The following is a 13,675-nucleotide window of genomic DNA, read 5'->3' as shown; positions in this document are numbered from 1 at the left end:
AGTGTTGTTATCATTGAAGGTTAATTAGCTAAACTGTTGGCGATATTCAGCTAATGTTCGACCATATTGCTCTTTAAACACACGATTAAAAGAGCCTAAATCTTGATAACCTACCTGCCAAGCTACTTCATTGACATTCATACGCGTTGTGCGCAGTAGCTGCTTTGCTTTTTCTAAACGAGCCAACCTTACGTATTGCGAGGGAGAAAGGCCTATTTGTTTTTGAAAACGTCGAATTAATGTGCGTTCGCTCACGCTTAGATGTTCAGCAAGCGAGTCCAAGGTTAACGCCTCTGATAAATTCGCTTTAATATGGTTTTGCAATGACAAAAGCCTCTCGTCTTGATGCAGTTCAAATGCACCAATATGCATATAAGAGTTTTGTGATAGTGAGAGTTTGGGAATCGCTAACCAAGACGACAACTCTTCCGCCAGATCTGCTCCACAAGTTCGACCAATAAAATGTACCATCATCGAGAAATAGCTTTGTGCGGCACCAGACGTGAGCACCTTACCATCCTGCAAGTAAATTTTCTCTTGGCTGACTTTTAGTTGAGGAAAGTAACGCTGATAAAAAGACTTTAACCACCAGCTGCTGGTGACTTGATAACCGTCTAAAAAACCACTGACTGCCAAATAACTTACTGAAGTACAAGTGGCGATAACATGCTCACTACGTTGCGCTAAATGGTTGATGTGTTGTTTTAGCGGTGCGTATGTTTGACAGTCTCGCCAGAGCTTTTGATGACCTTGAAACTGACTGCCAATCCACAACATGACATCAATGTTATCTAAATCAGCGAGTTTTTTATCACAGGGTAAAACTAACCCTTGGCTTGTTGTAACTTGCTTGTCATGTACGCCCACTAGGTACCAACTAAATAACCTCTTTTTACTGATAGTATTGGCAACATTTAAAATATCAATCACGCCTGTAATGCCTGTTGCGAGGGCATTGTCAGGGCAAATAATCGCTACTTGGTACATTTGTCAGTTTCACCCATAAAAGTGTCATTAATGACACATTAGCGCTTTAAACCTTTGCAGTAAAGTAGTACCAGTTAACCAAGATGAGGTATTAAATTATGTGGGTACACTATCCAATTCTATTTCTAATTGCACAAATGTGTTTGTTGTGGCTGTTAACCATGTGGCTGCGCATCTCTGCTATCAAAGCCAAGCAAGTCACAGCCGCAGATATTCAGTTTATTCAAAAAGACCGCTTTCCAAGAACAGCGACACTCGCTGGTAATAGCTACGATAATCAGTTTCAGCAATCGGCTTTATTCATCGTGCTGTTGTGTTTGCTCAATCAGCAAGGTATTGAAGGGCATTTTTGGTATGTTACAAGTACTTTTTTTGTTTTTGCACGCTATTGGCATTGCTTTGAGCACATTGTGTGTCGAAACTTGCTTTTGAGAACCATCGCATTTGCTTTGGCTACTATTTGCTTTTTTATCGCATGGTTTGGCTATCTGTATCAAAGCTTGACGGGGATAAGCCTTGCCTAACCCTCCTTCAATTTAGCCACGATTAACAGCTGGTTTTTAAAAGGACTTTTAGACCAGCGTTAAAAAATGATAAAATTTGCCTTTGCTCATTATTCATCAGCTAGGCACCCGTTTTGACCCCTTCTACATATATTCCAGAATCATTTATAGATGATGTAAAAACTTATATTCCGAGGCACTTATCAATAGATGAGTTTGTTGAGGCTTGCCAACGCCCACTGCGTCGCTCTGTCAGAGTTAACACTTTAAAAATGTCGGTCACTGACTTTCAAAGCTACTGTAAAGCACATAATTGGGAAATAGACCCAGTTCCTTGGTGTAACACTGGGTTTTGGCTTACTCGTCCAGATGACGAAGAACAAAACCTGCCAATTGGTAATACCGAGCTTCACTTAAGTGGCTGTATTTACGTGCAAGAGGCAAGCTCTATGCTGCCTGTACAAGCGCTAAGTGACGTCATAGACGACTGTGAATATGTACTGGACATGGCTGCAGCGCCAGGTTCTAAAACTACACAGCTCGCTGCCATGATGAATGGCAACGGAGTGTTAGTTGCCAATGAGTTCTCATCATCTCGTGTAAAAGTACTGGCCGCTAATACCAAACGTATGGGTGTCGCTAACTGCGCATTATCACACTTCAATGGCAATATATTTGGCAACTATATGTTTGAGTGTTTTGACAGCATATTGCTTGATGCCCCATGCTCGGGCGAAGGCACAGTGCGCAAAGATGCAGATGCATTAAAAAATTGGTCAATTGAGTCCAATATCGAAATAGCCGAAATTCAAAAACAGCTGATCAAAAGTGCTTTCTATGCTTTAAAACCGAGCGGCACGCTGGTGTATTCAACATGTACGCTCACCCCCCTTGAAAACCAAGAAGTTTGCCAGTATTTACTAGAGCAATTTGCCGGTCATGTTGAAGTAGAGTCTCTGACTAATCTTTTCCCTAATGCAAGTCAAGCCATCACAGAACAAGGTTTTTTACATGTATGGCCACAAATTTATGACAGTGAGGGTTTTTTCATAGCTCGGTTTAAAAAACTTAGCTCGGTGCCCAATAGCGAACAACAAATTAAAAAAGGCGCTTTTCCATTCGCCCCCACTGCAAATAAGTTACAAAATGACTTTAACGCATACATCAAAAAGCACTTTGGTATTAAGGCGATTAAAGGTCAGTTAATGACACGAGACAAAGAGCTGTGGCTTTTTCCTGAAGGTATGGAGCAAATAGCAAATAAAATCAAATATTCGCGGCTCGGTATTTTGCTCGGCACTACTCATAAAAATGGTGTGCGTTTGGAGCACGAATTTGCAACGGCTTTGGGTAAGCTCGCAAGCGAAAACAGTTATGCAATGACCCCGCAGCAAGCACAAGATTACTTTCAAGGTAAAGACATTCGTCTTGCAAAGCCCACAACAAATGTGGGAGAAGTAATTCTAACATTGTGTGGCGCACCGGTGGGGTTAGGTAAGTGGCAAAAAAACAAAATAAAGAATAGTTTGCCCCGAGATTTAGTTAGCGACACCCAGTTAATAACTTGGGTATAACTTGGAGATATCTTTCACCTATTTTTAGATTAAATAAGCATATAAGATGTAACTTAATGTTTTTTATAAACTTTAAATATATTGCATATGTTTGTAAGTTTTGTGAATAGTTAACTACACTTAAATTACTTTCTACTTCTCCCTAATGTATAGAAGGTGTTCTTAAGTGACGCATTGGCTCCTCAGAGCCATCCCCTAAACCCAGAGCATCCCTTTGCTCTGGGTCTTTTTTAGCTTAACATTTATCAATAATTACGCTGCCCGTTGACGGCAAATCGGTCTTAAGAATCGCAGCATCGCATTTAAACCCACTGACGTACTTCTTACATCTGTACTTGATGGGAATGGCCCACCATGATTCATAGACGCGCATACCTCAACACCGGTTGGCATCTGATTTTCAATTAAGCGGCCTACTTTGTACTGCAGAGCTTCAATGATTTGTGCATTGCTTGCGAAGTCGCTATGTGAACCATGTATTGACGCGGTAAGTTGTCCTTGCAACGAATCAACCAATTGCTTCAATTGCTGGGCATCATCGTATTTCACCATCATCACTGAAGGGCCAAACACCTCTTCATGTAACTCGCTATTTTCGATGTAGGTTTTAGCATCCGTACAGAACAGATGTGCATTAGCATGAAATTCTTGCTCAAGTACGCCCTGTGCGAGCAAGCTTACACCTTGCGCATTTTTTAGTAGCTCAATGCTTTGCTTAAAGCTACTGACAATATTGGGCGATAGTAAAGTATCAGACGTACTTTGAGACAGTTGCTTAATTGCTTCTTCTACCAGCTCATCCGCGTCACTTGGCACGAGCCATAAACCGGGGCTTGTACAAAATTGTCCATTACCCATCAGCACAGATTGGCATAAAGCCTGAGCCAACTCTTTGCCTTGTTCAGCCGCTTTTTGTGTAAAAACAAACTGAGGGTTAGTGCTACCTAATTCACCATAAAATGGGATAGATTCTTTTCTGTTTGCTATGGTTTCCATCAGTTTTTGAGCGACACCAAAACTGCCGGTAAAACCCACCGCTTTTATCGGATCAGCTGCAACAAGTTGATGTGAGATCCCATAACTCTTTGCTTGGATCATTGAGAACACCCCCTTGGGCATACCTGTCTTCGCAATCGCCTTATCTATCGCATGGGTCATAAACTCGCTAGTCACAGGATGTGCGGTATGACTTTTCATTACCACAGGACAGCCCGCAGCTAAGGCCGCAGCTGTGTCACCGCCTAAAGTTGAAAATGCATAAGGAAAATTGGATGCGCCAAACACCGCCACCACACCTATTGGTAGGTAACTTAAATGCGTATAGGGTTTTGGCAAAGGTGCACGACTGGGATCAGCTTGATCCTTAATATCCAGATCGAGCAAGCCGTTTTTGCACTGCTCTAAACTTTGTGCAAAAGCACGTAGCTGATTCATAGTGCGACCACGCTCACCTTGTAATCGGGCTAAAGGTAAGTTGGTTTCTTGATGAGTTACTTCAAGTAGCTGCTCACCCAGCGCTTCGATTTCATCTGCAATTGTATATAAAAATGTGGCACGTTCAGCAGGACTTGTTTGGCGATACGCGACAAATGCTTGCTCAGCCGCGCTCAGCGCTTGCTCCAACATCTGTTCGGTTGCTTCAAAAATAGGGGTTGTAAGGGGTTGATTAAGTTTAGGTGAAAAGCCAAAAAACTTATCTGCACCCTCGGCAATACACCACTGCCCTGCGATGTAACTTGCTCCGCTGATCTGCATAATTCACTCCTGTTGTTTATTTATTAAATTACTTGAAAGCCAAACGCGTATGGGTCGTCATCATCTACCGTTATATTGCTGGTGCCAGTGACCTTAGACCAACCTCGTATACTGGGTAATATAGCGCTCTTTCCAGCCACTTCCGTTACGCCTTCAATGCACCCAATAAATTGACTACCTATGTAGCTTTCATGTACAAAATCTTGCCCAACTTGCAATTGACCTTTAGCAAACAGCTGTGCCATACGGGCACTTGTGCCAGTACCACAGGGAGAGCGGTCAATTGCTTTATCACCATAAAATACCGCATTAGCCGCGCTGGAGTTGTGCTGTTTTGGCTGTCCTGTCCAAAGGACGTGAGAGGCACCTTTCACCGTAGCGTCTAATGGATGAACGCATGTTAGTTGTTGGTTGACAATTTGCCTGACTATTGGGCTGTGTTTAAGGATTTCACTGGCCTTCCACTTATCGATACCAGGGAAGTTTGCTTGCGGCTCAACAATGATATAAAAATTGCCACCGTAGGATATATCTACCGTCAAGAGGCCCAGCTCAGGCACTTCTATCTCGATATTTTGGTAGGCTAAAAACGCGGGTACATTGAATAACTTAACCCACTCTACCTTGCCATTTTCCATTCGATAATTGACATCTACACGCCCTGCTGGTGTATCCAGCTTTAGGCTATCTTGCTCGGTGGGTTGGATCAAACCATGTTCAAGGGCAAACGTAATCGTTCCAATAGTGCCATGACCACACATAGGCAAACATCCAGAGGTTTCCACAAACAAGATACTGGCATCACCATCGGGTGTGGTTGGAGGATAAATGAACGACCCTGACATCATATCATGACCTCTGGGCTCAAACATTAACGCTTGGCGGATCCAGTCATATTCAGCCATAAAATGCTGTCGCTTTTCACTCATGGTATCACCCCGTAAATTGGGGTGACCACTGGTGATTAAGCGCACAGGGTTGCCACAAGTGTGGCCATCAATACATGAAAATGTCCCTTTGCGCATAAGCTTAATCCAAATTAAATTTGCTTAAATCGATACGGTTGCTCATCGCCTCATCATACAAGCGATTAATCATCACTTTTTGCTCTTCTGGCAAGCTTAAACGCGGCGCACGTGTCACTTCAGAGCCTCTACCAGCTAACTGCTCAGCATACTTAATACACTGTACAAGTGTAGGGATAGTGTCTAGGCGTAACAATGGCAAGAACCAACGCCAAATCTCTTTGGCCTCTTCATAACGACCTTGGCGCGCCAACTCATAGATTGCTACTGACTCTTTGGGGAATACATTGGTTAGCCCAGAGATCCACCCTGTTGCACCAAGCATTAAACTTTCTAGCGCAATATCATCAACACCGCCAAAAATGATGAAACGCTCCCCAAACGCACTTTGCAGCTCTGTAATGCGACGTGTATCAGTTGTGGCTTCTTTGATTGCCACAATGTTTTCCTCATTCGCCAGTACCTTCATACCTTCGATAGATACATCAACGCCATACGTAATTGGGTTGTTATAAATCATCACGGGCAGCGACATGCTGCGCGCGACTTGTTGATAATGGTAAATAGCTTCACGCTCAGTTGAGCGGTAAACCATACCTGGTAGCACCATTAATCCGTCGATACCAATTTTTTCTGCGTCTTGGCAAAACTCTACTGCAAACTGTGTAGTCGTCTCAGCTACGCCGGTTAATAATGGCACGCGACCAGCTACAACTTCTTTAACCGCTTTAAGCACCTCGCGTTTTTCTTCGTATCTTAACGAGCAATTCTCGCCTACCGTGCCTAACACAATGATGCCGTGTACACCTTCGTTGATAAGTGCATCAACCATGCTTTTTGTGGTCTCGAAATTAATGCTGCCATCATCGTTAAATTGGGTTGTTACTGCTGGGTAGACCCCTTGCCAATTAATCATTTTATTTTTCCTCATTGGTTTTTGTATTTACCATCTTAGGTATATTGTATACAATAATCAATATCCTGTTGGCGAATTTATTTTTCTTAACTCTATTGGGATATATAAAAAGCTTTTAATTTACTGATTTTATTAGCATAGTGATTTTCAAAAATGGTTAAAAAAATTGCCTTTTGGGTTAATAGTAAAACATGCAATTTGGCTAATTTATGTATTTCTCAGCCAAAAAAATTACAACGCAGGAAAAATGCATGACCAAAAAAGAACAAAAAATTGCCGTTATAGGTGCTGGCATCATAGGCCTCTGTGTTGCCAAGCAATTGCGTGATAAAGGCTATCGCGTTTCTCTATTTGACAGTGAAGGCATTGCACAGCGCTGCTCAAAAGGAAATGCTGGCCACTTTGCCACAGAACAAGTATTTCCTCTGGCTAACAAAAAACTACTGCCAAAATTACCGAGCATGATATTTAACCCCCGCGGCGCGCTATCGATAAAAGCAAGCTATGCACTAAAGATGCTGCCATGGTTTTGCCGCTTCTTACTAAACATGCGAGAAAAACCCTTCAAAGCCCATACGCAAGCTCTTAAGGCGCTAAATGAACACGCTTTACCTGCATATGACGAACTCTTAGCAGACAGTAATTATCAAGAGCTATTGACTAAAAATGGCTCGTTACTCACCTTCGAGAAGACCAGTCATAAAGATATAGAAAAGATGTATCGAGATTTTAAGGCGCAGGATGTATCTGTCGTTTGGCTTGATAAAAAAGCGCTACATGAACTTGAACCAAATATATCTGAGCAAGTAACAGATGCGCTGTTTTTCCCAGACGTAGGCCACAGTGTTGACCCCCATCAATTGTGTATGCACATTTTTAATCTTTATAACGAGCTAGGTGGTGAGTATATACAACAAAAAGTGACCAATATCGTCGCACAATCAGCTCAAAGCACTATCACAACAAGTGCTAATAATACCTATCACTTTGACAAAATAGTTGTGTGTACTGGTGCTTGGAGTAAACCGCTTGCTAAACAACTCGGTTTTAAAGTGCCACTCGATACCGAACGCGGCTACCATGCTATGGTTGAAAAGCATGGCATTCTATCTCGTCCAGTTGCATCTGCTGAGCGGCAGTTTATTATCACTCCAATGCAGCAAGGTCTTCGTTTGGCAGGTACCGTTGAATTTGCTGGCTTAGATGCGCCAGAGCGCACTCATCGTGCGACCATGCTACTAGGACATGCTCAAAACATTTTAACTGATATTGAACACTGCCAAATAACGCAGACTTGGATGGGATGCCGCCCTTCTCTGCCAGATTCATTACCAGTGATCAGCAGCGCACCTGATAATGAAAATATATTATTTGCATTTGGCCACCAGCATTTAGGCCTAACGCAAGCAGCTATTACCGCAAAATTGATTGCCCAATTGTGTCACGGTGAGCAACCCTCACTTGACTTAACCCCTTATAGAATAAACCGATTTTAGGAGCAAACATGACAACATATGGCATAGGCACACAATCACAACAACAAGCCCTTGATGCACTTGATGCACTTGAAAACATGACACAAGGCATTGAGCCTATTGCGTATCAAGAATACCAAGCACGTATTGCAAAAGCGCAGCGTTATATGCAAGAGCATGACATAGATGCAATCTACCTAAATGCAGGTACCAACCTTAAATATTTTACCGGTATGCAATGGTATGCCAGCGAGCGCTTAGTGGGCGCTATTTTACCCGCTTCAGGGGCTGTTGAGTTTATCGCCCCGACTTTTGAAATTGGCTCGCTACTTGATTATCAAGTGATTGAAGGGCCGATTAACGACTGGCAAGAACACGAAAGCCCATATGCGCTATTTGCTAAAGTTTTGCAAAACATGGGGATAAGCGAACAAGCAACCATAGGCATAGACGAAAGCACTGCATTTTTTGTTGCCGATGGCATTGCCAAAGCCGCACCAAGCTTGAACTTGATTAACGCTAAGGAAGTCACAGCACACTGTCGAATGCATAAGTCTGAAAACGAATTAGCGCTTATACAACGGGCAATGGACATGACGCTTGCTGTTCATAAAGCGACGGCAAGCATGCTACATGAAGGTATTACAACAACACAAGTGGAAGCATTCATTAACCAAGCGCATAAAAAAGTAGGTGCAACAGGCAATTACTTTTGCATAGTGTTATTTGGTAAGGCCAGCTCTTTCCCGCATGGGGTTAAAGAACCACAAGTGCTTAAAAAAGGCGATGTTGTGCTGGTAGATACCGGTTGCAAGCTCGAAGGCTACCTTTCAGATATTACCCGTACCTATGTATTTGGCAAGGCAAACGAACGTCAGCGCACCATGTGGCAACATGAAAAAAACGCACAAATTGCTGCGTTTGACGCTGCTAAAATTGGTGCAACTTGCGCAGATGTTGACTATGCTGCACGTAGTTACCTTGCAAATCAAGGTCTTGGCCCGGATTATGACTTACCTGGGTGCCCTCACAGAACAGGCCACGGCATTGGCTTAGACATTCACGAATGGCCTTATTTAGTTAAGGATAACCCCCAATTACTCGCTCCTGGTATGTGTTTTAGTAATGAGCCTATGTTAGTGCTGCCGGATGAATTTGGTATTCGTCTGGAGGATCATTTTTACATGACCGAAGCAGGTCCAAAGTGGTTTACACAGCCAAGCCATAGTATTGATGACCCTTTTGGTTTGAATAAAGATTAATTAGAACGCTTTACTTTTCGAACTCCCAAAATATACAATGTATATATAAAACATATATAGGATGTATATTTTGGGTATCGTTAAAATCTCAGACGAACTACATGAAGAACTGCGCGCGACCTGTCAGGTTATGTCTCGATCCATTAACTCTCAGGCTGAATTTTGGATAAAAATGGGCCGCTTAGCCGAGCTCAATCCAGATAAAACCTTTACGCAATTGATCCAAGCGGAACTTGCACAACACACTGGCCAAACATTCACTACGAGCGAAAAAAATGAATGATGTTGTCTTAAAGTCTTCTGCACAAGCAGATTTAATGCGTGAGTCTGGTAAGTTACTCTCACAAGTCTTTGTCATGTTAGATGAGGTTGTTAAACTAGGTATTTCAACAATGGCGGTAAATAACCTCGTTGAACGATTTATTGTCGAAGAGCTCAACGCAAGGCCTGCATCAAAAGGACAATATGGCTATGAATTTGTACTTAATAGCTCTGTGAATCATATTGTTTGCCATGGTATTCCCAATGAATCTGAAATATTAACAGATACAGATATCGTCAATTTTGATATTACATTAGAAAAAAATGGCTTTATCGCTGACTCTAGCAAAATGTACGTGATGCCAAATGCATCTGATGAGGCAAAAAAACTCGTCACTTTAACCGAGCAAGCCATGTGGCAAGCCATCAAATTGGTTAAGCCAGGGATTCGACTCGGTGATATCGGTCATATCATTTCCAAACTTGCCCACCAAAATGGTTACAGCGTGGTACGCGAATATTGTGGACATGGTATCGGTGAGCAAATGCATGAAGCCCCCAACGTACTGCACTACGGCAAACCAAATACAGGCTTAAGACTACAAAGTGGCATGACGTTCACTATTGAACCTATGATCAATCAAGGTAGCGCACGGATCAAAACCAAAAAGGATGGCTGGACTGTCGTCACAAAAGACAGAAAACTCTCAGCGCAATCAGAACATACTATTTTAGTAACCGACACTGGATTTGAAGTGCTAACGTTACGACCAGAAGAGGCGCATTTACTGGCCTGATTTTTTAAGCGCCTGTTAATGTGGCGCTTAAAACAGTTGTAAACCATCATAAGGCTTTGTTTTTAGATAATCTAATCGACTCGCTAAACTACCAACATGCAATTCAAATTTATGCCCGTTAGGGTCCAGAAAGTATAGCTGCTTTAAACTCTTGCTCATTGATATCGAATGCTAAATGGCAATAGTCTTTAGCTGGGTTTAGGTCATCAAGGGATAAACAAAACCAAATATTATTAAGAGAAAGGTATGCACCAGTATGCCATTTAGCATGTGCCGTCATGCCAAGGATATCAACGTAAAACGCAAAGGATATATCTAAATCAGCTACAGCTATGGTGATGTGGTTTATGCCATTTAACATACCTTTTCCTTGTTAATATACACAGCACCTTTATCAAGGCTATATTAAAAGATCCTAACTCCTTGGGTAAACCCTAGCGCTGTGCCGACTTTACTTAGTGCAAACTATATTTGAATTTTATCGCAAAGCGAGTTGAGCACACTCATTGATATTGATGGGTTCTTTAAACAGATTAGTGAGTGGTAAAAATAATGGTTCAGGGAGATTATCTAACTCAAACCACTTCCATTGCCTACACTTGTTGGGTTCAGTAACAATAGGCTCACCACTTGGACATGACGCAAGCATAAATAACGTCACATAATGTTTGTTTTCTTTTTCAAAGATGTCATTGGTAAAACTCAACTTTTCAATAGAGTCTGCAATGAGGCCTGTCTCTTCAAATGTCTCTCGCTTTGCGCATTGTTCAATACTTTCACCTAATTCAAGGTGACCTCCCGGCGTTGCCCAAGTATGAGCACCGTGTGAGCCAATACGCTCTCCTAGTAACACCCGACCTTCACGTAAAATAATAACCGCAACACCAACTCGAACTTGTTTTTGCAATCTATATACCTCCGGTTAGTTTAAATGTTTACTTATCTGCAGGCACCAAGTTAAACACATATGACAACGCCCCGTGCCTCCCTGATTTCTGTTCAGCTTGTGCAAGCTCTTTAGGATCGCAAGTTCCACCAACACATCTATACTTACCAAGATAACTGTAATATTTTGATTTTTTACCTTCTTTCGCAAATACAGGAAACTCGTTTTCCATCTGCGACATAACCAGCTCGGCCTTTTTCTTCACCTTGCCCGACTTTCCAGCTTGGATTTGTACAGGACAATCAGGGTTCAGCTCCAAGTTAAAACACCCGGCCAGTATTTGTTTATTTCTTTGCGGTAAATACGTTTGAATTTCACCACCTACTAAGGCTTGAATCTCTTTGCGAGTATAAGTTTTTGCTTTATCGAACATAACAACTCCTGTACTGGGTAATATGGCACTGAAAATAGCTGTATATCAAGCTCCTAGTGCTTACAGATAAACGATTAAAAAAGCACTGTGAGCATCACGGCGCATCTTTAGTATTGAACCCCGCTATAAAAAACTCTACTTTGCCACAAGATTTACACGCATACATGTCTAAGTTTTCTTTATTGACAAACAGTTCGCCTAGTTCTCCTAGTACTCCCCATCGAGTCCCTTCATGAAAGTTTTTTGTACCGATAAAATCTAAAGTTGTCTGACAGCGAGTACACTCTAAGGGTGAATTACAAGGCACGCTATCTTCGGCCATTTTGCCTTTTTCAAGATTACAACACCAACATACCTCAAATTCATCATCATCGATTGTTGTATTACAGTTTTGGCATTGCCACGACATATTTATATTCCTTAATAAAAAAACCAGTAAGAGCCACTTATCATAAACTGCGTTCTATATACCATTTACAAGCAGGTTGGCATTTTCTGTCTAGTCGCGTTTTTTAGCCATAAAAATAGCAACTCGCTCTAACGCTGCATCGCGATGAACTTCCCCTTTATGGAACTGTTCACTTTCAATCATTGCCAAAAGGTTGTTCTGCACAACTAAATCAGAGCAATTTTTCTTAAGAACGGGTTCAAAGGTTGCGAAAAAGCTTAAGGCCTCTTGAGGCGATACAAACTCATCTATCACGATTTCATCCAGTAACATGCCTTCGCGAGCAACTGGATCAACCTTAACTCGATATAATCTTTTGCCACTTTGCTTTTCGTTTCTGTTCATCAACCACCTATCAGCGCCACAGGGTTCGGTTATTTTTAAGTGGTAAACAAGCGACACTTTTTTTGTGGCTGCGTGCTCTAGGGCTGTATGAAATGATTCTGTAGTAGAGAATAGCATCTAAATTCCAATCCTTTTCTTAAGCATAACGATCTGCTCTGAACTTTCCTTTACATCAACGTATAATGAGATAATTAAATGTTCGAATAGTGCGTTAAAATTAACGAAAAAATACTTAACCAGAGCAGCTGCAGCCAATACGATATACGTTGATAATAACCTGCTCGCTTTTGCAACTTATAAGCTTTTGCCATTTTAGTTAAGTAATAAATAGTTAATGCAACGCTTATAACTGATACAAGCCTAAACCAAAAAGGCACATAAGATGAACTTGGACTAAATGCAATTATGATCGGCGCAATTAGCAGCGATAGAAGCATAATACAACCCGCACAAGAGTGAATTTTACATTTTAACGTAGGCGATTCTATGTATGGGTCTTTATCCATAGGAAAATAACCCGCAAGCCAAGTGCCGACGCCATGTGCGATGATTAAATACCCACAAATAGTTATGGATAAATTTGCTTCATTAAGTTGCGTTACGGCCCACCCGAACAAACAAAATATAAACCCTAACGGATAGTTATTTATGGCTGGGGATATTTTTTCGGTTGGACTGCCTGCAGCACCTAGTTCACTACAAAATTGGTTTACGTGATCGTAATTAGTCGATTCTGAAAATCTCGGTTTTTCAAAAAACTGAGGTTGTTCAATTTGGATTGCCATCTTTAGAGTCGGTTAACCATCTAACGTTTTTGTTGTTTGATTTTCACGTGCCAATGGCGCACAGAGCCAGCTTAAAATCCAGACGTAAAAAAGCCTTAATAGGCTTAGGATTTTTCTAAAGTTTTGGCCCACACCCGCTAGAATGGCATTGAGTTTGTCGCCCAATATGCCTTTCAAGCGGTTTAATCCCAAATGGCCATCACTTTTCATGTGCCCGATGATG

Annotated in this window: 15 protein-coding genes and 2 pseudogenes; 6 read left to right on the top strand and 11 right to left on the bottom strand. The window is 41.8% G+C overall.

From position 1 onward, the window contains the following. Positions 1-24: 24 nt before the first annotated feature. Positions 25-987 carry a GlxA family transcriptional regulator gene (locus tag HC733_RS10695; RefSeq protein ID WP_190365036.1) on the bottom strand — a complete coding sequence of 321 codons (963 nt, stop codon included), beginning with the start codon at positions 985-987 and terminating at the stop codon, positions 25-27. A 98-nt stretch (positions 988-1,085) separates the two neighbouring features. Here HC733_RS10695 and HC733_RS10690 point away from each other — a divergent pair, with 98 nt between their 5' ends. Together HC733_RS10690 and rsmF are read left to right on the top strand one after the other, a co-directional pair. After that, positions 1,086-1,511 (top strand): MAPEG family protein, encoded by a 426-nt coding sequence (locus HC733_RS10690; RefSeq protein ID WP_190365035.1) that lies wholly within the window; start codon positions 1,086-1,088, stop codon positions 1,509-1,511. A gap of 113 nt (positions 1,512-1,624) precedes the next feature. Continuing rightward, complete coding sequence (gene rsmF / locus HC733_RS10685; RefSeq protein WP_190365034.1) at positions 1,625-3,064, top strand: 16S rRNA (cytosine(1407)-C(5))-methyltransferase RsmF; 1,440 nt, start codon at positions 1,625-1,627, stop codon at positions 3,062-3,064. Between the two features lie 252 nt (positions 3,065-3,316). Here rsmF and HC733_RS10680 read toward each other — a convergent pair whose 3' ends face one another. The 3 genes from HC733_RS10680 to HC733_RS10670 are packed head-to-tail and all read right to left on the bottom strand — an operon-like array spanning position 3,317 to position 6,760. Then, on the bottom strand, positions 3,317-4,819 hold the full coding sequence (locus tag HC733_RS10680; RefSeq protein ID WP_190365033.1) for an aldehyde dehydrogenase (NADP(+)): 1,503 nt from the start codon (positions 4,817-4,819) through the stop codon (positions 3,317-3,319). 23 nt (positions 4,820-4,842) lie between these two features. Beyond that, on the bottom strand, positions 4,843-5,844 hold the full coding sequence (locus HC733_RS10675) for a 4-hydroxyproline epimerase (protein ID WP_190365032.1): 1,002 nt from the start codon (positions 5,842-5,844) through the stop codon (positions 4,843-4,845). Positions 5,845-5,848: 4 nt separating this feature from the next. Continuing rightward, on the bottom strand, positions 5,849-6,760 hold the full coding sequence (locus HC733_RS10670; RefSeq protein WP_190365031.1) for a dihydrodipicolinate synthase family protein: 912 nt from the start codon (positions 6,758-6,760) through the stop codon (positions 5,849-5,851). A 251-nt stretch (positions 6,761-7,011) separates the two neighbouring features. Between HC733_RS10670 and HC733_RS10665 the strand changes: the two genes are divergently transcribed. The 4 genes from HC733_RS10665 to map all read left to right on the top strand — a co-directional run bounded on the left by HC733_RS10665 (position 7,012) and on the right by map (position 10,555). After that, positions 7,012-8,256 carry an NAD(P)/FAD-dependent oxidoreductase gene (locus tag HC733_RS10665; protein WP_190365030.1) on the top strand — a complete coding sequence of 415 codons (1,245 nt, stop codon included), beginning with the start codon at positions 7,012-7,014 and terminating at the stop codon, positions 8,254-8,256. An 8-nt stretch (positions 8,257-8,264) separates the two neighbouring features. Beyond that, on the top strand, positions 8,265-9,497 hold the full coding sequence (locus HC733_RS10660; protein ID WP_190365029.1) for a M24 family metallopeptidase: 1,233 nt from the start codon (positions 8,265-8,267) through the stop codon (positions 9,495-9,497). A 70-nt stretch (positions 9,498-9,567) separates the two neighbouring features. Continuing rightward, positions 9,568-9,780 carry a ParD-like family protein gene (locus tag HC733_RS10655; RefSeq protein ID WP_190365028.1) on the top strand — a complete coding sequence of 71 codons (213 nt, stop codon included), beginning with the start codon at positions 9,568-9,570 and terminating at the stop codon, positions 9,778-9,780. After that, complete coding sequence (gene map, locus HC733_RS10650) at positions 9,773-10,555, top strand: type I methionyl aminopeptidase (RefSeq protein WP_190365027.1); 783 nt, start codon at positions 9,773-9,775, stop codon at positions 10,553-10,555. The genes HC733_RS10655 and map overlap by 8 nt, the downstream gene beginning before the upstream one ends. Before the next feature lie 27 nt (positions 10,556-10,582). Here map and HC733_RS10645 read toward each other — a convergent pair. From HC733_RS10645 to HC733_RS23140, 7 genes and pseudogenes are all read right to left on the bottom strand, one after another. Continuing rightward, positions 10,583-10,916, bottom strand: a pseudogene (locus tag HC733_RS10645) (VOC family protein). Positions 10,917-11,033: 117 nt separating this feature from the next. Continuing rightward, a complete protein-coding gene (locus HC733_RS10640) occupies positions 11,034-11,462 on the bottom strand; it encodes a nucleotide triphosphate diphosphatase NUDT15 (RefSeq protein ID WP_190365026.1) in 429 nt (142 codons plus the stop codon). A 28-nt stretch (positions 11,463-11,490) separates the two neighbouring features. After that, positions 11,491-11,874 (bottom strand): DUF6697 family protein, encoded by a 384-nt coding sequence (locus HC733_RS10635; protein ID WP_190365025.1) that lies wholly within the window; start codon positions 11,872-11,874, stop codon positions 11,491-11,493. A 94-nt stretch (positions 11,875-11,968) separates the two neighbouring features. Then, positions 11,969-12,283 carry a hypothetical protein gene (locus tag HC733_RS10630; RefSeq protein ID WP_190365024.1) on the bottom strand — a complete coding sequence of 105 codons (315 nt, stop codon included), beginning with the start codon at positions 12,281-12,283 and terminating at the stop codon, positions 11,969-11,971. Between the two features lie 90 nt (positions 12,284-12,373). Further along, complete coding sequence (locus HC733_RS10625) at positions 12,374-12,667, bottom strand: hypothetical protein (protein WP_203219207.1); 294 nt, start codon at positions 12,665-12,667, stop codon at positions 12,374-12,376. A gap of 191 nt (positions 12,668-12,858) precedes the next feature. Next, positions 12,859-13,452 (bottom strand): DUF998 domain-containing protein, encoded by a 594-nt coding sequence (locus HC733_RS10620; protein ID WP_190365022.1) that lies wholly within the window; start codon positions 13,450-13,452, stop codon positions 12,859-12,861. A gap of 12 nt (positions 13,453-13,464) precedes the next feature. Continuing rightward, positions 13,465-13,675 (bottom strand): annotated as a pseudogene (locus HC733_RS23140) (IS5/IS1182 family transposase); the annotation flags it as partial.

The organism is Pseudoalteromonas sp. S16_S37 (assembly GCF_014694405.1).
In the GTDB taxonomy this organism is placed as follows: domain Bacteria; phylum Pseudomonadota; class Gammaproteobacteria; order Enterobacterales; family Alteromonadaceae; genus Pseudoalteromonas.
This window is presented reverse-complemented; position numbering and strand designations above follow the sequence as displayed.